The 25,184-nt window shown below is 64.5% G+C and carries 23 protein-coding genes, 1 tRNA gene and 2 pseudogenes; 13 read left to right on the forward strand and 13 right to left on the reverse strand.

The genetic code is table 11. The annotated features are described in order from the left end of the window. Window positions 1–55 precede the first annotated feature (55 nt). On the forward strand, window positions 56–931 hold the full coding sequence (locus ACQP2U_RS18465; RefSeq protein WP_433715785.1) for a lysophospholipid acyltransferase family protein: 876 nt from the start codon (window positions 56–58) through the stop codon (window positions 929–931). A 4-nt stretch (window positions 932–935) separates the two neighbouring features. On the opposite strand, the gene ACQP2U_RS18470 is transcribed toward ACQP2U_RS18465, so the two are convergent. Beyond that, window positions 936–1,292 carry a winged helix-turn-helix transcriptional regulator gene (locus tag ACQP2U_RS18470; protein WP_364348269.1) on the reverse strand — a complete coding sequence of 119 codons (357 nt, stop codon included), beginning with the start codon at window positions 1,290–1,292 and terminating at the stop codon, window positions 936–938. A gap of 156 nt (window positions 1,293–1,448) precedes the next feature. Between ACQP2U_RS18470 and ACQP2U_RS18475 the strand changes: the two genes are divergently transcribed. Next, window positions 1,449–1,533: transfer RNA gene (locus ACQP2U_RS18475), tRNA-Leu, on the forward strand. 1,651 nt (window positions 1,534–3,184) lie between these two features. On the opposite strand, the gene ACQP2U_RS18480 is transcribed toward ACQP2U_RS18475, so the two are convergent. Next, the gene (locus tag ACQP2U_RS18480) at window positions 3,185–3,769 is read right to left on the reverse strand and encodes a TetR/AcrR family transcriptional regulator (protein WP_433715786.1); all 585 of its coding nucleotides are present in this window, start codon (window positions 3,767–3,769) and stop codon (window positions 3,185–3,187) included. 117 nt (window positions 3,770–3,886) lie between these two features. Between ACQP2U_RS18480 and ACQP2U_RS18485 the strand changes: the two genes are divergently transcribed. Next, complete coding sequence (locus ACQP2U_RS18485) at window positions 3,887–5,479, forward strand: FAD-dependent monooxygenase (RefSeq protein WP_433715787.1); 1,593 nt, start codon at window positions 3,887–3,889, stop codon at window positions 5,477–5,479. 10 nt (window positions 5,480–5,489) lie between these two features. Next, complete coding sequence (locus ACQP2U_RS18490; protein ID WP_433715788.1) at window positions 5,490–5,894, forward strand: nuclear transport factor 2 family protein; 405 nt, start codon at window positions 5,490–5,492, stop codon at window positions 5,892–5,894. Between the two features lie 57 nt (window positions 5,895–5,951). Here the strand turns inward: ACQP2U_RS18490 and ACQP2U_RS18495 are convergent, their stop codons facing one another. After that, window positions 5,952–6,110 (reverse strand): hypothetical protein, encoded by a 159-nt coding sequence (locus ACQP2U_RS18495; RefSeq protein ID WP_433716833.1) that lies wholly within the window; start codon window positions 6,108–6,110, stop codon window positions 5,952–5,954. 443 nt (window positions 6,111–6,553) lie between these two features. Beyond that, on the reverse strand, window positions 6,554–7,135 hold the full coding sequence (locus ACQP2U_RS18500) for a helix-turn-helix domain-containing protein (RefSeq protein WP_433715789.1): 582 nt from the start codon (window positions 7,133–7,135) through the stop codon (window positions 6,554–6,556). 88 nt (window positions 7,136–7,223) lie between these two features. On the opposite strand from ACQP2U_RS18500, the gene ACQP2U_RS18505 reads away from it, so the two are divergent. Genes ACQP2U_RS18505 through ACQP2U_RS18515 form a run of 3 tightly spaced genes read left to right on the forward strand, consistent with a single transcriptional unit; the run spans window position 7,224 to window position 9,394 of the window. Continuing rightward, window positions 7,224–7,850, forward strand: a complete 627-nt coding sequence (locus ACQP2U_RS18505; protein ID WP_433715790.1) for a class I SAM-dependent methyltransferase — start codon at window positions 7,224–7,226, stop codon at window positions 7,848–7,850. 20 nt (window positions 7,851–7,870) lie between these two features. Continuing rightward, on the forward strand, window positions 7,871–8,356 hold the full coding sequence (locus tag ACQP2U_RS18510) for a DinB family protein (protein WP_433715791.1): 486 nt from the start codon (window positions 7,871–7,873) through the stop codon (window positions 8,354–8,356). A 21-nt stretch (window positions 8,357–8,377) separates the two neighbouring features. Then, window positions 8,378–9,394 carry an alpha/beta fold hydrolase gene (locus ACQP2U_RS18515; protein ID WP_433715792.1) on the forward strand — a complete coding sequence of 339 codons (1,017 nt, stop codon included), beginning with the start codon at window positions 8,378–8,380 and terminating at the stop codon, window positions 9,392–9,394. A 332-nt stretch (window positions 9,395–9,726) separates the two neighbouring features. Here the strand turns inward: ACQP2U_RS18515 and ACQP2U_RS18520 are convergent, their stop codons facing one another. The 7 genes from ACQP2U_RS18520 to ACQP2U_RS18550 form a co-directional block, all read right to left on the reverse strand. Beyond that, window positions 9,727–11,256 carry an IS1634 family transposase gene (locus ACQP2U_RS18520; RefSeq protein ID WP_433715793.1) on the reverse strand — a complete coding sequence of 510 codons (1,530 nt, stop codon included), beginning with the start codon at window positions 11,254–11,256 and terminating at the stop codon, window positions 9,727–9,729. Between the two features lie 170 nt (window positions 11,257–11,426). Then, window positions 11,427–11,768 carry a hypothetical protein gene (locus ACQP2U_RS18525; RefSeq protein ID WP_433715794.1) on the reverse strand — a complete coding sequence of 114 codons (342 nt, stop codon included), beginning with the start codon at window positions 11,766–11,768 and terminating at the stop codon, window positions 11,427–11,429. 45 nt (window positions 11,769–11,813) lie between these two features. Then, entirely contained in the window at window positions 11,814–13,175 is a 1,362-nt protein-coding gene (locus ACQP2U_RS18530) for a glycosyltransferase family 2 protein (RefSeq protein WP_433715795.1), read from the reverse strand. Window positions 13,176–13,580: 405 nt separating this feature from the next. Next, complete coding sequence (locus ACQP2U_RS18535; protein WP_433715796.1) at window positions 13,581–13,880, reverse strand: ABC transporter permease; 300 nt, start codon at window positions 13,878–13,880, stop codon at window positions 13,581–13,583. A gap of 153 nt (window positions 13,881–14,033) precedes the next feature. Further along, a complete protein-coding gene (locus tag ACQP2U_RS18540) occupies window positions 14,034–15,473 on the reverse strand; it encodes a flavin-containing monooxygenase (RefSeq protein ID WP_433715797.1) in 1,440 nt (479 codons plus the stop codon). Between the two features lie 47 nt (window positions 15,474–15,520). Next, window positions 15,521–16,336 carry an SDR family NAD(P)-dependent oxidoreductase gene (locus ACQP2U_RS18545; RefSeq protein ID WP_433715798.1) on the reverse strand — a complete coding sequence of 272 codons (816 nt, stop codon included), beginning with the start codon at window positions 16,334–16,336 and terminating at the stop codon, window positions 15,521–15,523. A gap of 115 nt (window positions 16,337–16,451) precedes the next feature. Beyond that, window positions 16,452–16,613: a hypothetical protein gene (locus tag ACQP2U_RS18550; RefSeq protein WP_433715799.1), complete on the reverse strand. Its 162-nt coding sequence runs from the start codon at window positions 16,611–16,613 to the stop codon at window positions 16,452–16,454. Between the two features lie 12 nt (window positions 16,614–16,625). Between ACQP2U_RS18550 and ACQP2U_RS18555 the strand changes: the two genes are divergently transcribed. The 4 genes from ACQP2U_RS18555 to ACQP2U_RS18570 all read left to right on the forward strand — a co-directional run bounded on the left by ACQP2U_RS18555 (window position 16,626) and on the right by ACQP2U_RS18570 (window position 20,898). Then, window positions 16,626–17,747 (forward strand): AraC family transcriptional regulator, encoded by a 1,122-nt coding sequence (locus ACQP2U_RS18555; protein ID WP_433715800.1) that lies wholly within the window; start codon window positions 16,626–16,628, stop codon window positions 17,745–17,747. 328 nt (window positions 17,748–18,075) lie between these two features. Next, window positions 18,076–18,663: a hypothetical protein gene (locus ACQP2U_RS18560; RefSeq protein WP_433715801.1), complete on the forward strand. Its 588-nt coding sequence runs from the start codon at window positions 18,076–18,078 to the stop codon at window positions 18,661–18,663. Between the two features lie 272 nt (window positions 18,664–18,935). Further along, window positions 18,936–20,090 carry an MFS transporter gene (locus tag ACQP2U_RS18565; protein ID WP_433716520.1) on the forward strand — a complete coding sequence of 385 codons (1,155 nt, stop codon included), beginning with the start codon at window positions 18,936–18,938 and terminating at the stop codon, window positions 20,088–20,090. A 115-nt stretch (window positions 20,091–20,205) separates the two neighbouring features. Next, the gene (locus ACQP2U_RS18570) at window positions 20,206–20,898 is read left to right on the forward strand and encodes a TetR/AcrR family transcriptional regulator (protein ID WP_433715802.1); all 693 of its coding nucleotides are present in this window, start codon (window positions 20,206–20,208) and stop codon (window positions 20,896–20,898) included. Window positions 20,899–21,024: 126 nt separating this feature from the next. On the opposite strand, the pseudogene ACQP2U_RS18575 reads toward ACQP2U_RS18570, so the two are convergent. Continuing rightward, window positions 21,025–21,192 (reverse strand): annotated as a pseudogene (locus ACQP2U_RS18575) (FAD-dependent monooxygenase); the annotation flags it as partial. On the opposite strand from ACQP2U_RS18575, the gene ACQP2U_RS18580 reads away from it, so the two are divergent. Next, the gene (locus tag ACQP2U_RS18580) at window positions 21,191–21,688 is read left to right on the forward strand and encodes a TetR/AcrR family transcriptional regulator (RefSeq protein WP_433715803.1); all 498 of its coding nucleotides are present in this window, start codon (window positions 21,191–21,193) and stop codon (window positions 21,686–21,688) included. The pseudogene ACQP2U_RS18575 and the gene ACQP2U_RS18580 sit on opposite strands and share 2 nt — an antisense overlap. A gap of 427 nt (window positions 21,689–22,115) precedes the next feature. Here ACQP2U_RS18580 and ACQP2U_RS18585 read toward each other — a convergent pair. Further along, window positions 22,116–22,751, reverse strand: a pseudogene (locus tag ACQP2U_RS18585) (acyl-CoA dehydrogenase family protein); the annotation flags it as partial. Window positions 22,752–23,063: 312 nt separating this feature from the next. Between ACQP2U_RS18585 and ACQP2U_RS18590 the strand changes: the two are divergent. Further along, the gene (locus ACQP2U_RS18590; RefSeq protein WP_433715804.1) at window positions 23,064–25,064 is read left to right on the forward strand and encodes a YhgE/Pip family protein; all 2,001 of its coding nucleotides are present in this window, start codon (window positions 23,064–23,066) and stop codon (window positions 25,062–25,064) included. The last annotated feature ends 120 nt before the right edge of the window (window positions 25,065–25,184 follow it).

Below are 25,184 nucleotides of genomic sequence, written 5' to 3' on the forward strand. Positions count from 1 at the left end.
GTCGCGGCATTGCCGGGTATGTCTCGGGCAAATCCTTGACCGGAAAGCCGGACCCATGAAGCTGCCGAATCTGTCATTGCCGCCGATCGATAGCGCGACCGACTGGGTCGCCCAGCAGGTACGAGCGCGGGTTCCCAAAGCGAATATGAACGACCGGGACCCCGCCTTCATCGCCCACACGGTCGGACCGTCCTGGCAGCTGGTTCGCGCGTACTTCCGGGCGGAGGTACGCGGGATGGAGCGGATACCCGAAGCGGGCCCGATGCTGTTGGTGGGCAACCACTCCGGTGGCAATGTCTCCCCCGAGGCACTCGTGACGATCCTCGCGCTCGCACACTATTTCGGACCCGACCGTCCCTTCTATCAACTCGCCCACAATCTGGTGATGGCCGTACCGCTACTCGGTATGTTCCTGTCCCGCTTCGGCACGGTGGCGGCCGATCGCGACAGTGCCAAGGCGGCATTGCGCAGTGGTGCGGCGGTGCTGGTGTATCCCGGCGGCGACTGGGAGGTGCACCGCCCGACCTGGGAGGAGGACCAGCTCGATTTCGCCGGACGCACCGGATTCCTGCGACTGGCATGGGAAGAAGACGTGCCGATCGTGCCGTTCGTGAACTACGGCGCGCAACAGAACGCCCTCATGCTCACCCGTGGCGACCGGATCGCTCGGCTGCTGCGGCTGGATCGGACGCTGCGATTGAAGGTGTTCCCGATTTCGCTGGCGCTGCCGTGGGGCCTGAATATCAGCGACCTCGCCGGGCATATTCCGTTGCCGACGAAAGTAACGGTCGAATTTTTGCCGCCGATCGACCTCAACCAGGTATTGGGGTCGGAGCTGGATGTGGATCGTGGCTACGAGTACGTCACCGGGATCATGCAGGAGGCATTGTCGAAGCTGGCCGAAGAACGCACGCTGCCGATCCTGGGATGAGCCCTCACGCGGGCGGGTGGACGCGCCCGGCGCCGATCCGGTCGATCCGATCGCGCCCCCACGCACCCAGCGGTTCCAGCGCCGCATTGAGTGCGCTCCCCAATTCGGTTAGCCGGTATTCGACCTTCGGCGGCACCTCGCGGTAGATCTCGCGATCCACAATGCCGTCCTCCTCCAGCTCCCGCAGCTGCTGGATCAGCATCTTCTCCGACACACCCGGCAGGCCGCGGCGCAGTTCGCCGAAGCGTCGCACGCCATGATTCGCCAACTCCCACAGGATCAGCGCCTTCCACTTACCGCCCACCACATCCATCGCCGCGTCGATGCCGCAGAAGTACGGTCCGGATCTTTTCGCACCCATCGCCACCCGTTTCCACATGCGCATCGGGAAGTACTGGATCGAATCGTAGGTACTCATCACCAGCCCGGGCAAGACGGGCCCGCAACATGAAAATCACCAGCTAAACCCGCGATTTGGTCAACGCCGCCACATCCGATAACCTTGCTGAGCACACCGGTCCGGGTGGCGGAATGGCAGACGCGCTAGCTTGAGGTGCTAGTGCCCTTTATCGGGCGTGGGGGTTCAAGTCCCCCTCCGGACACGTACCATAACCCCAACTGTGCGGGTCGAGAGATGTCTCGACCCGCACGAGTCGTTTGGCGGGGTGGTAGGTCATCTGCAGGTTGAGGTGCCGGTAGACCTCGGCTTTGTCCACTGGATCCGCCCCTGACAGCACGTGCCGGATATCTCCCAGTTCCTTGATGAGACAGCGATCTCCTCGCTGGTCATTCGTCGTTGCCGTGTGATGGGCCGCGAACGGGCGAGGGCTTCGGCACGGCGGGCTTGCACCTCGGCCATCCACTGCGCCACCAGATGCGGGTCGGCACCGGCCTCCAAGGCTGCCCGGTGTCGCGCCAGGATCCGGTCACAATCCTCGATCGCCTGTGCGACGGCCGCCGCCGACGGGTCGAGGTCATGGTGGTCCACGTCTTGGCCGCCCGGGGGGGGATTCGGGGAGCGCAGCTGCCTCCCGACGCGGCATGGTCATGCTCTACATGGATCACCCCACGACCACGTTCTGGGCCAACTACGTCCCCCGGGGCCGCAATACGAAGTGGAGGAACTACACGCGGAAGCGCCGAAGAACGTTCCTACCCACGACCTCGAAGGCGACGGCGATCGCGAGGAGAACCGGCTCGGGCTACGCACCCGTTTGAAGCACCAACTGGTCCGCTACATGGCCGACAACGGTGTTCCCGACGTCACCGTGAACGACATCATCTGGTGCGGCATCTGGGACTGGAACAGGGCACCCTACGGCGGAGGCAATCACACTTGGCGGACCGGCCGGAGGGTACTGGGAGACAATCGCAGACCTGGGCCGACTGGGGTCCACTCACCCCGCCCACCGCGACCCGTTCGAGTTGGTGGTGCGGTCCGATCCTACGGTCGGTGAGCCGAGGGAAGAAGCTGCTGCAATAGCAGTGTGTCCAGGGCCAACTGCCTCGAACGAGTGCTCGAGTTGTCTCATGCAGTCGTTGATCGCTGTAATGGGCACGCTTCTTGGTGCAGTGGTGGGGGGTTTTGGGTTCGTACACCACGCAGCGTCTCAGCTATCGAAGGGAATCATCAGAGCGGCTGGCGACGGTCCGGCGGCAGGCCTACGTTGAATTCCTCGTCGCTGTTCACGACATGTGTACAGATCGTGGCGATACACCGAACGCAACGTGCTGGAACGATGACGCCAGTGCAAGCAACCCAGAGCCTCCACGAAGTACCCTCCCGAAATGCGCAAGCCGCCCTCGAAAACCTACGGCTTCTGGCAGGTGACGTGGTGGCTGAGGACGCAGCCTTCCTCTGGGCGAGGATGCGGCGCGACGCAGAGCCTCTCGGTCGTGACCTTGATGCGCAACGCTTCGCCGCATGGCGAGAACGGTATTGGGACTCGCGTCGAAAGTTTATCGACGCGGCGAGACGTGATATCGGCTTCCGTTCCCTCGACTGGTCAACCGCTGGCGTTGGACCAGGTCGACACCACAACGACATCTCGATCGACTCCGCGACTAGCTGACGCAACGTTTTCGCCATCCACATCCGACCGAGCGAGGCTGTGGCCTCTGGGCAGGCCGGCTTATCGGAGGTAAGGAGCGGTCGAAATCGCCTCGGTTCGGGCGTAGACCTCTGGTAGACAAGGGTTTTCGTGGATTCTTGTGCTGCTCGTCATGGTCGAGTGTGGGACGGGTCCCCGACTGTCAGCTCATGCCGTGCATGCCGTGTTCCAGCAAGGCGAAGATCGCATCCAGGGCGGCGCGGGGATCGGGCTCGCCGGCGACGAATTGAGGAATCTCGAGGACGTAGCGTGCGATAGCGCGGGCGGTGATGTCCTCGGGTGGCCTGCCCAACTCGGCGGCGATCGCAGCGGCCAAGGGCGTCTCGCACCGGATCCACAATCGACGCGAGTATTCGCGCAATGCGGGGGTGCTCATGATCAGGTCGGTGCGACGGCGGATCTCCGGGCTCGGATCGATGAGGAACAGCCCCCGCCCCAGCAGGAACTCGCGCAGCGCCGCCATCAGTGACTGTCCGGCCTGGCGTTGGGTGACCGCGGTCAGCAGGCTCTCGAGACGTTCGGCACCGTCGTCGAACATCATGGCCTCTTTGCCGTCGGGAACGTGGCGAAACATCGTCGGCACCGAGATGTCGACCGCGTCGGCGATCTCCTTCACGCTGACCTGGTCGTAGCCCTTCTCCAGAAACAGCTGCTCGGCGGCGTCCGCGAGGGCGCGGCGAGTCTGGGAGTTCTTGCGCGCGCGGCGTCCGAGTGGTGCAGGAGGCATGCACCCACGCTACCAGAGAAAGCAAGTGAGTTAAAAACATAAGTGACTTGCCTTTGTTGGTCGATTGTGTTTTTCTGGAGCGGATATACCAGCGAGACCTCGGAAGGCATGATCGAAATGAGCGTCAACGAACTCGAACAGATACCGGTCCTCATAGTCGGCGGAAGCCTCGTCGGACTGTCCGCGGCGGTTTTCCTGTCCTGGCAGGGCGTGCCCGTCGTGGTGGTCGACAAGCACTACGGCAGCTCGCCGCACCCCCGGGCGATCGGTTTCACCACCCGCACCATCGAGCACTTCCGTCAGACCGGCGTCGCGGTGCCCACCTCACTGCAAGGCATGAAACCGCCGCGGCGCGCCCGGGTGGAGAGCCTCAGCGGCACCTGGTTGGAGGAATATCCATGGAGCCCCGGCGGCAAGGGCTCCTACGGTGCCGACCATTCACCGGTCCACGCGGTCGCGATTACCCAGGACAAACTCGAACCGCTACTGCGTGAGCGAGCCCGCGAGTACGGTGCCGACTTGCGCCTGGGCACCGAACTGCTGCACCTGGCCCAGGACAACGACGGCGTCACCGCGACGCTGCGCCGCCGTGACGACGGCCATCAGTACGCTCTGCGCGCCCGCTATGTGGTGGCCGCCGACGGCGCGGACAGCCCGGTGCGCACCAACCTGGGGATCGAGCGTCATGGCGTCGGCCCACTGTCGGTGCAGCGCAGCATCTTGTTCCGCGCCCCCCTCGAGGACTACCTGCAGCACGGCGTGGTCCAGTTCGAGATCGAGCAGCCCGACTTCACGGCGTTCTTGACCACCTACTCCGATGGCCGGTGGGTGCTGATGCTCTCCGATGACGTCGAACGCACCCCCGCCCAGCAGATCGAACTGGTGCAGCGCGCGATCGGCCGTACCGATATCCCCATCGAACTCATCACCACCGGCCGGTGGAAGCTGGCCGGTCTGATCGCCGACCGCTTCTCGCAGGGACGAATCTTCCTCGCCGGTGACGCAGCGCACCAACTGCCGCCCAACCGCGGCGGGTACGGCGCCAACACCGGCATCGATGATGTGCACAACCTGGCCTGGAAACTGGCCGCGGTGCTCTCGGGCGAGTCGGACCCGCGGCTGCTGAACACCTACGACGCCGAGCGCCGCCCGACCGCAGACCTGCGTCACGATCAACTGTTCGCTCGCGCCGACTACAAGGCCTTCTTGAAAGTCGATACCCCTGATACCCCCGTGCTCGACGATTCGGCCATCGAGTTGGGGCAGCTGTACCGCTCGGCTGCGGTGCTGGGTGCGGACGCGTCCTTGCCGACCGCGCAACTCCCCGAGCAGTGGGCGGGTCAGCCCGGTACCCGCGCCCCGCACCAGTGGGTGCGCATCGGCGACGACAAGCGCTCAACGCTCGATCTGATCGAACGCGACTGGGTCCTGCTCTCAGCCGATGAGCGTTGGGCCGCCGCAGCCGCCCAGGCGACCGCGCAGCTGGGCATCGGAGTCGATTTCCAGCAGGCCGGAACCGACGTCGAGTTCGACGACCACGAGGCGTTCGAGCACGCCTACGGCATCGAGTCCACCGGCACCACACTGATCCGGCCCGACGGCTACATCGCGTGGCGGACCCGCGTCGCGCCACACGATCCCGCCCGGGAACTGACCCAGGTCCTGGCCTCCGTCGCCGCGGCCACCCGCGCCGGCTCCACCGAAAATTGAGGTGAAAGTTATGAATGCCACACTGCAACAGCGAATTCAGCGACTGGAAGATCTCGAAGCGATCCGCGATCTGACCGCGCGCTACGCCGACGCCATCAACAAGGGCTGGAACGGCAAGACTGTCGATCTCGACGCCGTCGCCCAAGTTTTCGCCACCGACGCGAGATGGGAGAGCCATGAAGGCGAGGTGACCGTCGGTATCGACGCGATCCTCGCCGCGTTGCCCGTGAACCCGATCATCGTCCTCGACGGCGACACCGCGACAGCACACTGGCTGATGTGGGTGACTTCGGTGATGGCCGGCGATCCGCGCGCGGTCTACATGAGCACCGACATCACCTACCTGCGGACCAGCGACAGCTGGCGCATCCACACCGTCAAGGTTGACTTTGGCACCAAACTGTCCACCAGCTGACCCGGATGGCGAGACGGCGAGGCGAAGCAGGTAGAACGAACGTGGTGGCAGCCGCGATCAGAACAGAGTGTCACGGATGCGCAGCGGCCGGTACCCGGTCGGGCCGAGCTGGGCCAGCTCGGCATCGATGTCGACCTCGATCGCGCCGAAGTAATTGATGTTCTCTCCGTGGACAGGCGTTGCGGGGCTGGGTGACCAGCCGGAACACCTGCTCACGCGATAACTCGATCCCGCGCTCGGCCAGCAGCGGCACCACGCCGAGTCACCCGTGATGCGGTGGCGACCGCTAACGAGATCCTCGTCCTCGCCGAGCCTGAAACCATCACCGACGTGGCAAAACTATTCAGCTGCACCATCATCTCGAGCCCCAAGGTCTCACCCCAGCCCAACCAGCTGCGCACCAGGCTCGGCCGGCATTGGTTCAACAGACCTGTGCGACCGAGCGAGGACGGCTGAGCCCCCAGCCGACTCAGGCGATCAGCTGCGGCTGCAGCCCGGGGTCCCGGACTGGTGGAGTCGCGTATTCGTCCGTCTCCGATTGTGGTGCATTGCGGGGGCTTCGGGAGGTCCGGTTGAGGCCAGCGGACGTTTCGTCCCAGGTCGGCGCCGTCCCTCGGCCCGGTCGTCAGCGACCTGGTCGCCTTGGCGCCGCGTGAGGCTCACCGATGTGTATCGGCGTGTACATGCGATCGCAGACCCTGCACGCCGAACAGGATGAGCAGCTCGACCGTGGCACCGTCGGCGCTGCCCAGCCAGTGCGGTACGGAGGTGTCGAATTCCGCGGCCTCGCCGGGCGGCAAGGTCAGGTCGCGCTCGCCGACCACCAGTCGGAGGCGGCCGTTGAGCACATACAGCCACTCGAAGCCGTCGTGCGTCTGCGGCGTCGGCTCCAGCGGTGCCCGACGCGCGGGAATGATCATCTTGAACGCGTGCACCCCGCCCGGCCGCCGGGACAGCGGCACGAAGATCATCCCGAACCGCTTGATGGGTTTCAGATGGATTCGGGGGTCGCCGGTGCGGGGCGCACCGACGAGGTCGTCCAACGGCACGTCGTAGGTGCGAGCGAGCGGCAGCAGCAACTCGAGGGTCGCCCGGCGGTGCCCGCTCTCCAGCCGGGACAGCGTGCTCTCGGAGACGCCGGTCGTCGTCGCGAGGTCGGCGAGGGTGATGCCGCGCTCGCGCCGTAACGCACGCAGGCGCGGACCCACCGCATCGAGTACGTCGTCTGTTTCGGGGTCCATGGGCCCATCTTGCCGGAACCGCAAGATTGCGTGCCAGACCGTGGTGCGCCGGATGAGACTCAGCCTATTCCGACAGTAAGGAGTCTCGATGACCACCACCGATGCGGTCACGTTCTGGGACGCGGTGTATGCCGACCGGCCGGCGCCCGCGGACCCGCGCCCGAATGTTCTTCTCGCCGAGACGGTTCCGGATGTGTCACCCGGCGACGCACTGGACCTCGGCTGCGGCGGCGGCGACGACGCGTTGTGGCTCGCCCAGCGCGGTTGGCGGGTGACCGCCGTCGACATCTCGGCCGTGGCGATCGAGCGGCTCGCCGGCCTCGCCCGCTCGCACGGCCTGGACGACCGGATCGCCGGTGAGCGGCACGACCTGCGCGAGTCCTTTCCGGAGGGGCGGTTCGACCTGGTCTCCGCGCATTACCTGCACACACCGTTCGACCTCGACAGAGTCGCCGTCCTGCGCCTGGCCGCCTACGCGCTGCGGCCGGGCGGGCGGCTGCTGGTCGTCGACCACGGCTCGACCGCGCCTTGGTCGTGGAATCAGGATCCCGACGTCCGGTACCCGTCCCCGCATGAGGTCGCGGCCGGAATCGACCTGGATCCGGCGACGTGGACGGTCGAGCGCGCCGACACGCCCCGCCGTACCGCGACGGGCCTGGACGGGCGCACCGCCGAGGTTACCGACCACGTCCTGCTCATCCGCCGCACCACCTAACCCCTGCGAAGGAGGCCATCGTGCCAACCACCAAGCGCCGCAACGACACTCCGCCGCCCCGCACCGGAAGCAGCGAGGCCGAGGTGCTGCGCGGCTTTCTCGACTATCTGCGGGCCGCGATCGCCGCGAAGGTCGAGGGCGCCCCCGAACCGCAGGTGCGAACGGCCGCGGTGCCGTCGGGCACGAACCTGCTCGGCCTGCTCCGGCATCTCACCTTCGTCGAGCGCTCGATGTTCCTCGGAGACCGGGTCACCAACTGGCAGGCAACGTTCCAGGCCGCACCGACCGACACCGTGGCCGAGGTCGTCGCCCGCTACCGCGAGGCGGTCGAGCGGGCCAACGAAATACTCGACGGCTGCACCGATCTCGGCGCACCGGTTCCGCGGCCGGGCCGTTCCGCTCCCAGCCTGCGCTGGGCACTCACCCACATGATCGAGGAAACCGGCCGCCACGCGGGCCACGCCGACATCCTCCGCGAACTGATCGACGGCACGACCGGCCGCTGACTTCATCCAGGACAGGACCACATGATCACCGCAACCCGGCCGCACGGCCTGCCCCGCCCCACGCGCGCGGTCGCCACCCTCGTACTCGCGATCCTGCTCATGATCGGGACCGCGGCCTGCTCCACGACAACCCCCGCCATCCCCTCCTACGCCGTCGCCACACACGGGGATCCCAAGTTCGACAACACTTTTCAGCACATGTTCGCCGACGTCGACGGCGTCCGCATGCACTATGTGATCGGCGGCCACGGCAGCCCGGTGGTGCTGATCCACGGCTGGCCCCAGACCTGGTACGGCTGGTGGCCGATCATGCCCGCCCTCGCCGAACACCACACCGTCTACGCCATCGACCTCCCCGGACTGGGTGACAGCACCGGCTTACCGACCGGCTCCGACAAGGCCACCCTCGCCCGGTACGTGCACGCCCTGATCGCCGACCGGCTCGGAGTGCGGGATGCCCGCGTTGTCGGACACGACTTCGGCGCCGCCGTCGCATTTCAGTACGCCGACCAGTTCCCCGCCGACACCGCCCGCCTCGGCTACCTCGACCTACCGCTCCCCGGCCCCGCGATCGATGCACGCACCTACCGCACGCTGAGCTGGCACATCGCCTTCCACTCCCAGCCGCGGGTCCCCGAAGCGATCGTCGGCGACAACGTCCGCGAGTACCTGGCCATGTTCTACCCGCAGGTCTCCTTCGGCGGCACGGCATTCGGCGGCACCTCGGAGCGGTCCCCGTTCACCGACGCCGAGATCGACGAATTCGCACGCACTTACAGTCGCCCCGAGGCCCTGTCGGTCGGCTTCGAGCTCTATCGCGCTCTCGACAAGGACGTCCGCGACACCGTGGCCGACCCACCGACATCCGTCCCGACCCTGCTCATGACCGCCCAGGGCCAACTCGACGCGATCCGAGCCACCGTCTCTGCGCGCCTGACCAACATCGTGCGAGCCGTGGACGTCCCGCACGCGGGGCACTGGCTCGTCGAGGAGAATCCCCAATTCGTCACCGCGGAACTCGAACATTTCCTCGACTGACGCCATCCGGCCCGGTCGGAGGGCGATCTACGTCATGGTCGATGCCAGGTTTCTTGCTCTGTCAGTGCGGCCGTGGTCTGGTAGGAGCGGAGCGCAGTCCGATCCGGGAGACGCCGGTGAGGGCGGGAAGCAGCGCTGACAAAGCCGGGACGGTTCGGTACTGCCAGACGGATCGGGTTCGGCAAGCAAGATCGGGCTCGATGCTCATCTGCGCTCTGTTGTTGCCGCAGGAATATCAGTCGACGGCCGCAAAGTTGATGCAACCGACGCGACTCTGGCATTGTCGCCACTCGCTCGATGCGCGCGGACGCACTAACCTGACTTCGGCCAAATTAGTGCGCAAATCCACCGAGGCCGTCGTGTTCGTGGATGTGGCTGAGGATTTCGGCGAGGTCGGCGGGTAGAGGGTCTGCGGCGGTGAGGGTTTGGTTCCCGGCGCGGATCTCGATGGTGCGGTAGCGGCGGGCGGTCTGGACGAATGTCCTTATGCTCCAACTGGTTCGGTGCTCGATCCAGTGGCTGACGGCTAGCGCGGCGAACACGATGTTCAGGTGTGCTTCGATGGATTCGCGTTTGTGGTGGTAGATCGGGCGAGCCGCCAAATCATGCTTTGACATGCGGAAACTCTTCTCCACGTGCCAGAGCTGGTGGTAGGCGCCGATAACGAACTCCGGGGTGGCGCTGGTGAGGTTGGTGGTGTAGCCCTTGATCCCGGCCAGTGCCCGGGTCTTGGTCTCCAACGCGCGGTCGACGGTCTTGGTGGCCCCGGCGAGTTTGATGAACCGGTTGCGTTTGACCGGTGCCTTGCCGTCCACGGCGCGTTGCGCTTTGGCGATCTGCTCGTCGATGCCGCGCAGGCTGCGCCGCGCGCGGTCGGCGCGGTATTGGTAGTAGATGACCCGGTCGGGGATGCCGCGGGCTTTCTCGCTGCTGCTGGCAGGCCAAGGCTGGGTGAACACCTGTCCGTCGGGGATCTGCTGGCCGGGGTGTTTGCGGCGCCATTCGTCGATCACCGACGGTAGGCGGGGGATTTTGGTGCCGAGGATGAACGTGAGGCCGGCGGCTTGGATGGCGGTCTGGTTGGCTTCGGAGATCATGCCCGCGTCGGCGACGACGGTGACATCGGTGAGCCGGTGCGCGGTCTTGAACGCGTTGATCACCGGCAGCATCGTGGCGGTCTCGGCTTTGTTGCCTTCGAACGCCGACACCATCAACGGGAATCCGGTGGCGTCGGTGAGCAGGCCGATCGTGATCTGCGGTTCCAGGCGGCGTTCCTTGGAGAACCCGGGCTCGCGGAACCCGTCGCCGGCATCGGTTTCGAAGTACAGGGTGCTGACGTCGTAGAGCACCAAAGTGGCCGGACCTAGCCCGGCGTGGCGAGCGCATGCAGCCGAAATCCCTTGACGGAAGTTATCTTTCGCGAATTCCGGTAGCCGCCGAGTCAGCGTCCGATACGACATCGACTCGATGCCGGTCTCGGACAGGACCCGCAGCGAGTCGGCCTTGGAAGTCGGCTCGATGACCCGCGCCAGCACCAAATCCCGGAAAACCTCATCACCACCGGCGGCGTCATCCAAGCCCAGAACCTGGTAGGCCCGGCACAACCCATCCCACAAATGGCCCGCCCGTGAACTAACGATTTCCAATGTCGCACTGGGTATTTCGGCCGATCCGAGGCCGAGATCGAACTCGGCCTGCCCGCCCGCCAGACGCTGGCACGCCGCAGCCTGCAACGCTTCGAGCTCCTTCTGCCCGTGAGCCGACCCGACATGCTCGATATCGCGCGACCCTCGCCGCGAGGACCACACGATCTGTACCGCGGTCGCCCCCGAGGCGGTCTTCACCGTGCGCACGTACGCCACCCCGAAACCCTACGAACGAGATCGACTTAGTGCGCACATTTTCACCAACCCGACAGCAACAGCGCAGGTCACCGCGCCGCCACCGGCCACAAGATCGAACTGTGTCCTAAGTCAGGTCGCCACTCGCTCGATGCGCGCGGACGCACTAATGTGTGGTGACGGACCCTAAATTAAGTTGCATCTACTACTCGACTGACGGATTCGGTATGTGAATGCCGGCTGTCGGAGATTGATTTCCGCCGCAGATCCCGGTCAGCTATCACCGCGATCACCGGAGAAGCCAGAAAAAACATGCTGTAGCTGATGAGTCCTATGGCGATAGCGAGCGTTAGACCAGGCGATGCCACGATGATGGCGCCGATGCCTACCGACAAAGAAATAATGCCCAAAACGGTTTCGCCGGCGGCTACACGTAACACGCCCAAGCCGGAAGGCAACGAGCGGAACTTGTTGGTGCGCTGCCAATGTGCGGGTAATCCGATGTCAGCGGCAAAAGCAGCGACAGCGATCACCCAGGTCAGCGCGGCGGTGGCGATCTCCCCACCGGCCGCTTGCCGCTAGGTCGAGTGAAGCACATGACGATAGGTCAGCGCCCGCATGGCTTTCCGCGACGCCGCCATAGCAATTAGGGCAGTCCAGGCCGGTACTAGAAGAGGGGGCGAGTCCTGATTCCAGGCGGCCGCGGCGATCAAGGCTATCGAGAGCGCGATGAGTACCAGTTGAAGGCCCGCCAGTCCTATGGACAACCCATGTACCGCGTGGTGCATCCGCTGGCGGACCGTGAGTACAGAGGGAGACCTCGCTGGACCAGGCACAAACAGTCGCCAATGTGTCCGAAACTCCTGCACTGGACCATAGGTCCACCGGAACCGCTGCTTCTTGTAGCCCGCGTATGTCTCTGGGATCAGCCCCCTGCCATAGGCCTTGGTCAAATAGACGGATCGGTACCCGAGGGCATGGATGCGGATGGCCAGTTCGGAATCTTCGGTCAGACACCACTCGGCCCAGCCTCCGGCCTCCAGTAGCGCATTGCGGCGAATTAGTGACATGGTTCCCACAGTCAAACCGGCACCATGTTCATCCAACGACACCATGGACGTTTGAAAGAACATCGCATACTCGGTGTTGGCCATTCTCCCGAATACTGAGTCGCTGTAGTCACGATAGGCGTGCGGACATTGAACGAATCCCATCTCCGGATCATCAAAAAAGCCGACCGTGTGCTTCAGCCAATCTGGATCAACGTGGTAGTCGGCATCCACCACTGCAACAAGCTCGGCAGTCGGATCCGTGTGCTGAAGAGCCCAGTTCAGTGCACCGGCTTTCGCGCCGGTTATACCCATGACGTGCAGGAAGCGGAACTTGGGCCCGAGACGACGGCAATGCTCCTCAACCGGCCGCCACAACGTCTCGTCCGCTGTATTGTTGTCGATCACCAATACCTCGAAGTCCACGTATCGCAACTGCGACAACACGTTTAGGGTCTCGATTACCGAATCTGGCGGCTCAGCATGCGTCGGAACATGAATCGAGATCCTTGATGGCCGATTATCTGGTTTCCAGTCTGCAAGCGGCTCGGACCGCCTGGTCCACTGCTGCCGGAGCAGAACCTCCCAGTGCTCGAAGACATTAATAATATGAGCCGGAAGAACTATCAGACTCGCCACAGCCATGGCTATCAGTAGCAACCATGTCACCATGCTGGTGTGCGATAAGATCAAAAAGTGCGTTCCCCATAGGATCTGACTGACAATCATCAAAAGAAAAGAAATCCATACCGCCATTCCAACCACTCGAAACTGTGACCATCTTCGAATCGCGAGCGCGGTGGCCGCCATCCCGATGGTCGCGATCGCCGCCGCAGTAAACCAATCGCAACCCAACACACATGCAGTTGCGGCGCCGACTCCGTGCGACACCGGTATCGCCATCAGAGATGGCCGTCGCGTCCTCGGCCTGCGCCAGCTTGAAGCTAGAAATCCGATACTCGCCAAATGGGCAATCGGTCTCGACCAGCCCAGCACTAATCCATACGTTGAAGCTCATCGCCCCTCCAGTGTTGCATTCACATACATAATTCCGAAAGAAATCGGCATTCTGCGCGCAGAATGGGTTCAACTCATAACTGACCTTTAACGCGATCGGTATCTATTGCAGATGCAGCTCTTCCTGGAGATCGAGGCTCTCTGCTACAAAGGCGGGCTGAACCTGCTCTACCGCTACGATTAGACTTTGGGGGACGTGGCCACCTTCGCCAGTCGCATCATCTCGGCTCGCGGGATATTTCCTCACCGACCGCCTCGAATGTGGTCGATGCATTGGGTTCAGAAGCCAAACACTGCATGTCTGACAAGCTGGACATAGTGATAGACCGGGTTTGCATTGACGACGATCTGCGTCCACTTCGGCAGTGCGGAAATCGGGCAGTATGTGCCAGCGGTGAGGAATAGCGGGGTGGTGACGATGCCAGGGACGTAGTTGAAGTTCTCGATCGACCGGAACACACCCGCAACGAGCATGCCGAACGAGGCCCATCCGAATCCCGTCACGAACCCGATGAGTGGCACTGTCAACATGCCCCAAGCGGGATGTAAGCCGAAGATCATCGAGACCACGAGCGGCATACAACCGTAGATACCGCTCGGACGGCGATCCACGGCGCCTCGGCAGTCAACAGCTATCCTGGCCGACTCGGTTGACGATCGGTGTGGTGGCGCACCAGCTCGTCCCGCGCGACTGCGGTGGCGCAGCCACACAGTGCTGTGGCTGCTGTCCGGTCAGCGTGCCGCTACCTGCACCTGCTGAGGCTGGGCCAGATGATCAGCGAAGTGGGGTGTCAGAGCGGTCCAGCCGATCTGCTTACGCACTCGTTTGATGACCTTCTTGAACGACTTCGCGTCCACGTATCCAGCATGGCGGGCCGACTTGACGAGGTGCAGACCGCCGCTGAGGTCGGGACGGTCGGTGGCGATCAGGCGGTCGAACTGCGCAGCCCTCTGTGGCTGGGTCGTCTGGTCACGCAGATACTGGGCGACGATATTGGAGATGTTGTCGAACAACGTGTACGCACTCGAGTTGGTTTCGAGATAGCCGAGGGTGAACAGGTTGCGGTGCTCACGGTTGAACGCCGTCAGGTACTGCGCCGGCCGGTCGCCGTTCCAGGCGAACAGGTCCGCGTTCACATACGGGATGCGCATCTCGTAGCCCGTCGCGTACAGCACCAGGTCGATCTTCTCGCGGGACCCGTCGGTGAACACGACGTCCGGACCGTCGAAGCGTTCGATATCGGTTTTGACAGCGATGTCGGCATGCTGGAGATGGTGCAGCAGTTGGCTGTTGAGCAGCGGATGGCTCTCGAGCAGCTTGTGATCGGGTTTGGGCAGACCCCATCGGGTCACGTCGCCGACGATCAGCCGCAGTAGCGCGGTCACCACCGGGCGTTCGAGCCATCGCGGAATCGTGAAACTGGTGTCGTCGAACTTGTCGGCGGGCACTCCGAACACATGCTTGGGGATGATGTGGTAGCCGCGGCGAACGCTGATGAACGCCGCATCCGCAGCTTGGGCCGCGTCGCAGGCGATGTCGGCGCCGGAATTGCCCAGACCGACGACCAGCACACGCTTACCAGCGAATTCGGAGGCTCGACGGTGGGTCACCGCATGACGGACCTCGCCGTCGAAGGTTCCCGGATGGGTCGGGATACGCGGACGCCAGTTGGTGCCCGTCGCGCAGATCACCCCCCGGTAGCGACGCTGCTGGCCGTCGGCGAGGGTCAGCACCCAGTGGTGGCCCTTGGGGGTGGCCGCCACGACCGCGGTGTCGAACGAGATGGCTTGTCGCAGATCGAAGGTGTCGGCGAAGCTGCGGGTGTAGGCCAGGATCTGCGGGCGGCTGGGATAGTCGCCGAAATACTTCGGCATCGGGAAGTCGTAGAAGCCGGAGAGGTCGCGTGAGGAGATGAAGTGCGCCGACTCGTACATCGGTGTTCCCGGATTGTCGATATCCCAGATTCCGCCCACGTCGGAATGACGTTCGAACTGGTCGTATTCGACGCCGTAGTGGCGCAGCATGCGGGCCATGCTCAACCCGGCCGGACCAGCGCCCACGATGGCGACAGCATCGCCGCGGTCGATGAGTACCTCGGCAGCCTGCCGAGTCTCCTTGGTGCCGTTGGCCTCGGCCGTGGAGCGGGTTGCGCTCTTGTTTTCCTTGGTCATGGGTTCTCCGATGGTCGGGTAAAAGATCTGATCGTGACGAACGGGGGTCAGGCGCCGATGCGGGCGAGGTAGCGTTGGCGGCCTTTCTCCCCGATCCAGTTGGCGGCGGGCAGCATCAGCGGGACCAGCCGTGGCATGGACTGCGCCAAACGGGTGAGGATCCCGTCGGAGGCCGGGACGAAGATCTCCACGCGGCCGGTACGCAGGGCTTTGTCCACCGCGTCGGCGACATCGCCGGGTGAGGAGATCGTGCCGACGAAGTTGAGAAGGCTGCCGCGGTGGGTCGCCTCGTGCCGCAGCATCGGAGTGTCCACCGCGCTCGGGTACACGCCTCCGACCGTGACACCGCTGCCTCGAAGCTCCAGATGCAGTGCAGCCAGGAACCCACGCAGCCCGGCCTTGGCCGCCGAATACGTTGCGCTGCCCGGCAGGGCGAGTACCGCTCCCTGCGACACGGTCGCCACAATGTGCCCGCTACCGCGCTTTGTCATCGCGATTGCCGTCGAGCGGGCCAGCTTGATCGCTGACACCAGCATGATCTGCAATTGCAAGTCGACCCGTTCAGGCGAGGTGTCCACGACATCTTCGGGAACGACGATGCCAGCGTTGAGGAAACACACCTCCAACTCGCTGCCCCACTCGTTCTCGATACGCGCCGACAACGCCGCGACGGCGGCACCATCGGCCAGATCGCACGCCACCGCCACCGCTCCCGCTCCGATCTGTTCAGCGGCCTGCTCGGCCAGCATCTGGTCTCGTTCTGCGGCGAGAACTACATGACCGCGGGACGCAAGCCGTCGCGCGACCTCCAACCCGATACCACCTGCAGCGCCCGTGACCAGCGCATATGTCTTATCCGTCATGCTTCTCCTTAGCTTTCAACCGTTTTGGGCAAATGACAGGGTCAAGCGACCCAATTACGCGTTGAGAGTAGATGGCGTGCACGATGCTGCCCAGAGAATTCGTGTTACAGTTCGGTCAACCGACCTGTTCTCCCGACCGGGTCGGCTGACCGAACTGATGGCCCGCCACAAGCGGGTACAGGCCGCGGATGCGTGCACCCAAGCCACGTCCCGGTTGGGCCAGTGCGATGCCGCCGTATGCCGTCGGCTCTGCTGCCCGCCATACTCTTCTGATCACCGGGTGACGCCTATGGTTTTGCGCCAATCGCACGCCGACACACACGATGGCCGGAGATGCGCCGACGACCCCGCCCTGCAGGATGCGCGAATCCCGCCGAGTGTGCTGCTGGGCGTATTCGATCTCGCCGACCATCGCGGCGTGGCCTGCGAATCGTGGCTTGCCGGGATCGGTCTGACTCGCCAGCAGCTGACGCTGCCCGAGACTCGGGTGTCGTTTCGTCAGGCAACGGCCATCCTGCAGCGCGCCCTGCGAGGGTTGGAGCCCGGGCCCACCGGCATCCAGGTCGGTAGCCGTGATGTGTTCGTGTCCTGGGGGCTGACCGGCTTTGCCCTGCGCGCGGCGGCTTCCGTCGGCCAGGCCGTGTCGCTTGGGTTGGACCTGCACCAGGCTGCGGGCAGCCTGCTCGACTACGAATTCGAATCAGGCGCAAAAGAATTCGCGCTGCGGCTCGCCGAGCGCAGCCCCAACCCGGAACTGCTGGCCTTCCTCTGCGAGGAATCGTGCACATCGATACTCGTGTTGGCTCGGTCGATATTCGGCAATCAGATGACACCGACTCGGCTCGAATTCGCCTACCCACGGCCCGTATACGCCGAGGCCTACAACCGAGTCTTCCGCTGCCCCATCCGATTCAACGCATGCGCCACCCGCGTCTACTTCGATGCCGCCCTGTTGAATCGGCCGCTGCCCACCGCCAACCCCGCCCAAATCGGGTTGGCCGTCGACGCGGCCCGCCACCTCGCCGACCCCGAACGATCCCGCCACGACATCGTCACCACGGTGGAGGCCGTTCTGCGGCAGAATCTGCGACGACCGATCACCGCGGCATTCATCGCCGAACACCTGAGAATCAGCGAGCGCACCCTGCACCGGCGACTCGCCGAGGCCGGTGAGAAATTCGGCGAAATTCGCGATCGGGTACGCACGCATCGCGCTCGAATTCTGCTGCGTGAATCGGACATGCCTCTGACGGCCATCGCGATCGAAGTCGGATTCAGCGACAGCCGAGAATTCCGGCGCGCCTATCAACGCTGGACAGGCCGAAGCCCCAGCGCCGAACGAGCCGCTGCTACGGCGGCAACGGAAAACTCACCGCACCGCGGTGGTGGAATTTCGCGAATCTCGTTCTAACCCGCCGTCAGCGGCGGCATACCCGTCGCCGCGCGGCCAAATAATGCCAGTTGCATTTGAATCGAAGGATCTACCTGCAGAAATAGACCTGCGGTTCGAGTTGTGACGCAGATGCCCCCGTGCTGACAGATATCCCCCTATGCCTGTCGGGTGAGTGCTGATTGAATCTCGCGACAGCCGGAGTTCGAAGTCCGGATCCGCTCGAGGGCACGACCCCGATACCCCTCACAACAAAGCCTCAGCTCTTATCCAGTCGCATGCGGCTTTCACGGCTCACGGCTCACGGCTCACGGAAAATGTAACAGAATTTTACACAAGGAAATGTCTCGTGCATCACACATCCCGCACTCGTCTCGCAGTCGCAACCACCGCCATCGCGATCGCGGTACTGGCCGGTGAAAACACGATCACCGCCACCAATGCCTCGGCCGAATCTCCGCTGTCCCCGGCCGCCACGGCGACAGCCGCAATCCCGGACCAGGTTGCACCCCAGACGGCCGTCGACACCCGGGTTGCCGCAGCTCTCGACGCCCCTGACACCGGTATCGACCTTCGCCCACAGCCAGACATCGCGGTTGTGCCCGACCAGCCGCAGTCGGCGGTGGCCACTGCAACCGACATCGACGGACAAACCGATATCAACAACGCGCTCAGTCAGGCCGGCAATGAGTTCATGCTGGCCGCCACCGTGGGCACCATGGTCGGCGGTGTCGTCGGACTCGTTGGCGGCTGCGCAGTCGGTGCAGTTGTCGGCGCAATCGGGGGCTGCATACCAGGACTGGCTCTGGGCGCGGCGGTGGGACCCATCCTCGGCGCAGTGATCTTCGGGGTTCCTGCCGCCATCGTCGCGCTGGCCCAGGCCTACAGCACCCTGCACGCCGCAGGAGAGATCAGCACGCCGCTGCCCACTCACTGACCGGCATCGTGCGGTCGAACCCCCACTCGCACAGATCTTCCCATGACAGCCGGGTTGCACGGTTCGGATGGGAGAGCTTCACCGCTCCCACCCGAGCTGCTGTGCTGGGCAACCGAATTCGGGACGCCCATTTCGCTCGACCGAAAGCCGGCATGAACGACACCAACACCTCGGCCGCGGACAGCGCCCCGGCCCCGGTCTGTGGCAGCCCTGCGCGACAAGTCAGCCGCCGCTGGATCGCTGCCTTCGCCCTTGCATGGCTGGGAATCTGGATGGCGCAGTTGACGTCGTTCCAGCTGATCCTGCCCTCTCAACTCAACAGCAGCCTCGGCATAGGAACTGTTCTGCACCAAGATAATTGGCAACGCAGCGTCGCCGACTTCGGTCTCATCTCCGGCATAGCCGCACTGTGCTCGGCCGTCGCGTTCCCCGTCGCAGGTGCGCTCAGCGACCGCACCACCAGCCGCTTCGGCCGCCGCAGACCGTGGATCGTCGCCGGATCCCTCGTGTTCTCGGCCGCGCTTGCCGTGCTGGCCACCCAGCACACGACGACCGGGATAGCACTGTGCTGGTCGATGGCGATGATCGGTTTCAGCATCGCTTGCGCGTCGCTGACCGCAATGATTGGCGACCAGGTGCCCACATCGCAGCGCGGCGTCGTATCCAGTTGGATTTCTGCACCTCAGGCGTTCGGCATCATTCTCGGTATCGGGCTGATCGCGGCGCTGGCCCTCGGCACCACCCGTTCCTATCTGCTCGTCGCAGCCCTGCTCGTCGCCTGCGTGGCGCCGTTCGTGCTATCCACACCCGATCCCCAGGTCAGCAGTCCGCGCCGCGCCTCACAAACCCTCCGGCATCTGCTGGTCGTGCACGACTTCCGTTGGACCCTCATCGGGCGCGTGCTGGTCAATCTCGGCAACGCCCTGGGCACCTCGCTCGCCCTGTACTACCTGCAGTTCGGCCTCGAGGTCACCGACCCCGACACCGCGCTGCTGACCTTGACCGGCGGCTACACGATCTGCGTCGTGGTTGCTTCCATCCTCAGCGGCTGGCTGTCTGATCGCTTCCGGGCCAGAAAGCCGTTCGTCATGATCGCCGCTCTACTACAGACCATCTCCGCCATCGTCATCCTTGCCACCGGAAGCGTCTGGGGCGCAACGATCGCCAGTGCGATCACCGGTGCTGGTTTCGGCTCCTTCATGTCGATCGATCAGGCACTCGCCGCCGACGTCCTCCCCGATGGCGAACACAATGCTCGAGAACTCGGCGTCATGAACATCGCGATGGCTCTCCCCCAGGCTCTGGGCCCGCTCGTCGGCGCCTGGGTGATCGAGCTCGGCGGTGGATTCGCCGGGCTGTATATCCTTGCCGCCGGCTTCGCCACACTCGGCGGATTGTCGGTGATGAAAGTCAAGACCGTCCGATAAGCCCGCTATGGCGCGCTCACGGCCACTCACGGCTGACTGGGTCAACTGACCCAGTATGGTGGTGTGCGCGGAGGCTGGGTCTCGAGCCCGGCACAACGTCGCGGAGGAGTCTGCTGTGGCACGGTTGAAGTCCGATGAGCGGCGGCGTCGGTTGGTGGACGCTGCGTTTGCGGTGATGGCCCGCGACGGAGTCGCCGCAGCGACAACCCGCGCGATCTGCGCGGAGGCGGGGATGGCTCAAAGCGCGTTTCACTACGCGTTCAGATCCAAAGAGGAACTTTTGCAGGAACTGACCGAATCGGTGGTGCAGTCGCAGACTGCGGTCCTGCAGGGGTTGGAGATTTCCTCGGATTCGTTGCGCGCAGCGGTATCGACCGGGATGGAGCGGATGCTGAGTGCGGGGATGAGCGATCCCGGTCGGCAGGCGGTGCTGTACGAATTGACGGTGCAGGACATCCGTTCCACCACCAACCCCGGAGAGCTCGGCCGCTGGCAATACCGCTTGTACACCGATATCGCCGCGATGTTCCTGCGCCTGGGGAGCGAACGCTTCGACGTGCAATGGCGAGTTCCCGAACAAGCACTGGCACGCATGGTTGCCATCGCCCTGGACGGAACCCTGTTCGCGTGGCTGGCCGACCGAGACACCGCCGCAGCGACCGCGTCGGTGCAGGCGCTGGCCGAAGCGGTGGTCTCGCTGGCCGTACCTCGCACCGACGACGCCGACAGGCAGCGACTCCCGGTCGAGCGCGCCGGAGCCCCACAATTCTCGGCCATCGACACGACCACACCGCTCAGCACCCCGTGAGCTGCCTGCTACAACGGCGCGCCCGCTGAGGGCGTCCTCGCCAGCAGCAGCCAGTGCGAGGGCCTGCCACAGCGGTGCGGCTGATAACGGGTCGAGACGATATGCGCCCTGTACGAGCACCCTGAGATCGTCGAACACCTCGAGGGTGCGCGGCCTCAACCCGTCCCCGCGCGACCCGGCGAAGAACTCCCCGGCCTTGTCGACAATGCGGACCCCGATGCCGCGACGCGCCAGATCGATGGCGAGGGCGAACCCGGTCGGCCCGGCTCCCGCGACGTGGACCTGCGGATTCATGGCCGCGGCCGCCGGCCGGGCCGCAGGCTCATTCTACAACCACTTCGCGAGCAAGAAGGAGTTGCTCCAGTCGCTGCTGAAAGACCTTGCCGACGAGAGCGATACCTCCGCCGAGGACCCGGCGCAGACCGCCGACTTCACCGACCCGGAGTCGGTGCGCTACCACATCGCGAGCTACTGGTCCTTCGCCCGCACGAACTGGCCGGTCCTGCCCGCCGTCCAGCAGGCGGCCCTGGTCAATGACGACTTCGCCCACATCGCAGCGCGTTTCGCCACCGAGCAGCGTGACGAGGTGGCCGACCACCTCGACGGTTTCGCCCCCGCCGGCCTGCGCCTACCCGGCTCCGCCGACGCCACCCTGGCGATGATGTTCGTCTCGGCCGCCGGCCTGTTGCAGGCGGTGGAGGAGGGCGGCCTGGCGCTCACCGACGAGCAGGCCGTGGACGCCCTCACCCGATTCGTCTACCGCGGCCTCACCGGCCACGATCTCGACTGACCAAAACCTCAGGACACCAACACGATCGAACCGGTGGTCCGGCGCCCCTCCAGATCCCGTGCGCCTGCTCGGCCTGCGCGAGCGGATAGCTGCGATAGGGAGCTCTCACACCCAACAGGCTCGCCGCGACGATCCAGGAACTGTAATCCCGCGTACGCCTGTGCGTCGAGGACGTCGGCTACGGCGACGGCGAGGATGGTCTCGCAGGGAGTGATAGGCGCGTCGGGTCCGGCGAGCCGGGTCCGATCGTGCGTTGGTGCCGACGACGATCCCCCCATACCGGTGGACACCCTCGTCGGAAGTCTTCTCAGCCCCGCGAAACTCGCATATCGGCTCAACAGTCCGCCAGGTCTATGGGCCCATCGACGACACCGCGCATGTCAGCTCGGCCAACGCACACCGGCCGAAACCTCTCTGACCGGCACACCCTCAACTGCGCCGCGCCGAGGATCGGTACCCGTGGCGCGGCGCTGTCGGTTGCGCGGGTGAGGTCGGCACCCTGGATCCGCTCCTTGGCGTAGTCGAGTGCGCTGAGATAGGCGGTGGACAGCGTTCCGGCCGCCTTGACCCCCACCATCATTCGCGCATTCTCGAGGACCTTGAACATTTGCGCGATGCCGTTGTGTTTGTCACCGACGAGCCAGCCCACCGCAGGGGAACCGTTGGCGCCGAAACTCACCTCGCAGGTGGGTGAGGACTTGATCCCCATCTTGTCCTCGACGCCAGTCACATACACGCCGTTGCGCTCACCCAATTCCAGTGTCACCGGGTCGAAGTGATACTTCGGGACGAAGAACAGACTCAGTCCCTTGGTTCCCGGCCCGGCGCCCTCGGGCCGGGCCAGCACCAGGTGGAACAGATTCTCTGCGGTATCACCGACGTCACCGCCGGAGATGAATCGCTTGACACCTTCGATATGCCAGGTGCCATCGCCCTGATCGGTTGCCTTCGTGCGCCCTGCACCGACATCGGAGCCCGCATCGGGTTCGGTCAACACCATGGTGGCTGCCCAGCCGCGCTCCTGGCTGCGGGCAGCCCAATGCTGCTGTTGCGGTGTACCCAGATTTGCCCGTACACGTCACGGTGGGACGATTTCTGGACAGCTGCGATCGCTAGGATCATCGGATCGCCCGCTATTTCGTCGCGGTGACGACCCGGTTACGGTGAAATCCGTCGTCTTGCCGCCATGGGGGAAATTGCGACATCGGGTGGGTCTTCACTGCCACACTGTCTGACTTGGTCACCGAATGCACACGCGTCTGATTAGCGTCTTGCCAAGTCCGATCGTGCCCACAGCAAGGCTCGCGGATCTCCAACTTTCCAGGGCATGCGCGCCGCGGGCCACTTGTGCCCGATCGGTGCCGGAAGGGCCGTCATGGCAGGTAATTCCATCACAGCGCGAGTCATCGACGGACTGCGCGTTCTCCGAGCTGACCCGCCGAGCAGGCCTGGTCTGCTGCGAGCGCTGCTGGTTCTCGGGCTCGTTGTACCAACGTTGGTGTCTGCTGTCTACATGTGGGTCATGTGGGATCCCGAGGTATATCTCAAACACGTCCCGGTGGCAGTCGCCAGCGACGACGTCGGCGGCATCGACAATGGCAAACCCGAAAACCTCGGTGCCCAGATCTTGGACGGGCTCGCCTCGGGCAACGACGTGGAATTCCATCGCGTCTCCAGCGTCGAAGCAGTAGCCGGACTGCGCGAGTCCCGCTACGCCTTCTCCGTCGTCATTCCTCGCGATTTCACCCGCGACATCCTCACCGTCACCGACCCCAAACCCACGCCCGCACGAATCAACGTCTGGTACAACGACTTCAATGGAACACTCGGATCCTCGGTAGCCGACAGCGTCATCGCACAAGCACAACGGCAAATCACCGCTTCGATTGGGCGAGAGTTCGCCACCCAGGTCCTCATCGGCATCAACAGTCTCGGCTCCGGCCTCGGCGACGCCGCCCACGGCGCAACGCAACTCGCGGACGGCGCCGCACAACTCGCCGACGGATCAGCACAACTGGCCACCGGGCTCGATCAAGCACTGACCGGTAGCACTCAACTCGCCGACGGCACCGGCCAGCTCAGCAACGGGGCCACACAGTTGGCCACCGGAGCGACCCAACTCGTCGGTGGCACGGACCAACTTGGTAACGGGGCCGCCCAGATCCGCGACGGAGTCGACCAGATCGCCTCACCGATCCTGGCCGCACTCACCCCGTTCGATCAGCTCGCCACCCAGCTCGATCCTCTGCTGGACAAACTGGCCGCCAGTTCCGATCCGGCGATGATCTCCGCCGTCACGCAACTACGATCACTGCTCAACCAGGTCCGCCAAACCAACCCCGACAGCATCACTTCCCAGATCACCCAACTACGCGACGGCACACGCGAACTCGCCCGGCAACTCACCGACCCCAACGCCGACTACCGGGCCGGGGTGCTGGCACTGGCACAGGGCGCAGGACAGCTACGCGACGGCACGCAAGCACTCGATCAGGGAACCAAGCAGCTCACCACCGGACTCGGGCAGCTCGCCACCGGCGGCCACCAGCTCGAGGACGGCGCCGAACAGCTCGACAACGGTATGCACCAACTCGACGCCGGACTCACCGACGGGTCGGCGACCGCACCCCACGTCGCCGACCCGAACGCCTCGGCCAGCATGTTCAGCCAGCCGTTCTCGATGAACATCTCCAACCAGGAGCCCGCCGAACGGGTCGTCAACGGCGATCGCAGCCACAAAGTTCTTGCCGGCGGCGCAGGCCCGGTCATCGTGGTCCTAGGAACATTCCTCACCGTCATCGTCGCCTGGATGCTGCTGAAACCGTTGCGGGCAAGCACACAACCCGGCTCGCTGCGACGCCGTGCACTACGCTCGGTGGTCGACAAGACGCTGATCGGTGCGGTGTGGGGAATCGTCGCGGCCGGCGCCACTGCGGCATACGGCAAATCGATCGGATGGGAACCCCACAACTGGGCCACCATGATTGCTGTCGTGGTTCTCGTCGGTATCAGTGCCGCGGTCACCACGCACATGTTCATCGTTGTCTTCGGGCGCGTCGCGGGCAGCATCGCAGCGTTCAGTTTCTACATGTTTGGCGTGTTCGCATTCGGTGGCGTGTTCCCACTCGGCACCACTCCCTCGGCATTCAAGCCGTTCGCCGATATCAGCCCACTGACCTTTGCACGGCGCGCCATCATCCGTTGCGACATAGGCCTTTACGACCAGATGTTCTGGATCTCGGTCATGATGCTGACCGCAATGACCGCGCTCACCCTCACGATCGCGGTCTCTGCACAATATCTACGGCTGCATGCAACGACCGGCAGCAGACCCAAACCCCTCGGCGCCGCCGAGGAATTCACGGTGCCCGCCTGAGCCGCTGCCACGTGCAGCCGATGTGTGTCGGACCGGTCACCCTCATCCCGGCCCGCGCCGCAGTCCCCACCCGGTACGGGGGTGTGGACCGTGGCGCTTTCGACTCGCGGCCAACATTGC

The sequence above is a fragment of the Nocardia sp. CA-084685 genome, assembly GCF_050955785.1.
Taxonomy (GTDB): domain Bacteria; phylum Actinomycetota; class Actinomycetes; order Mycobacteriales; family Mycobacteriaceae; genus Nocardia.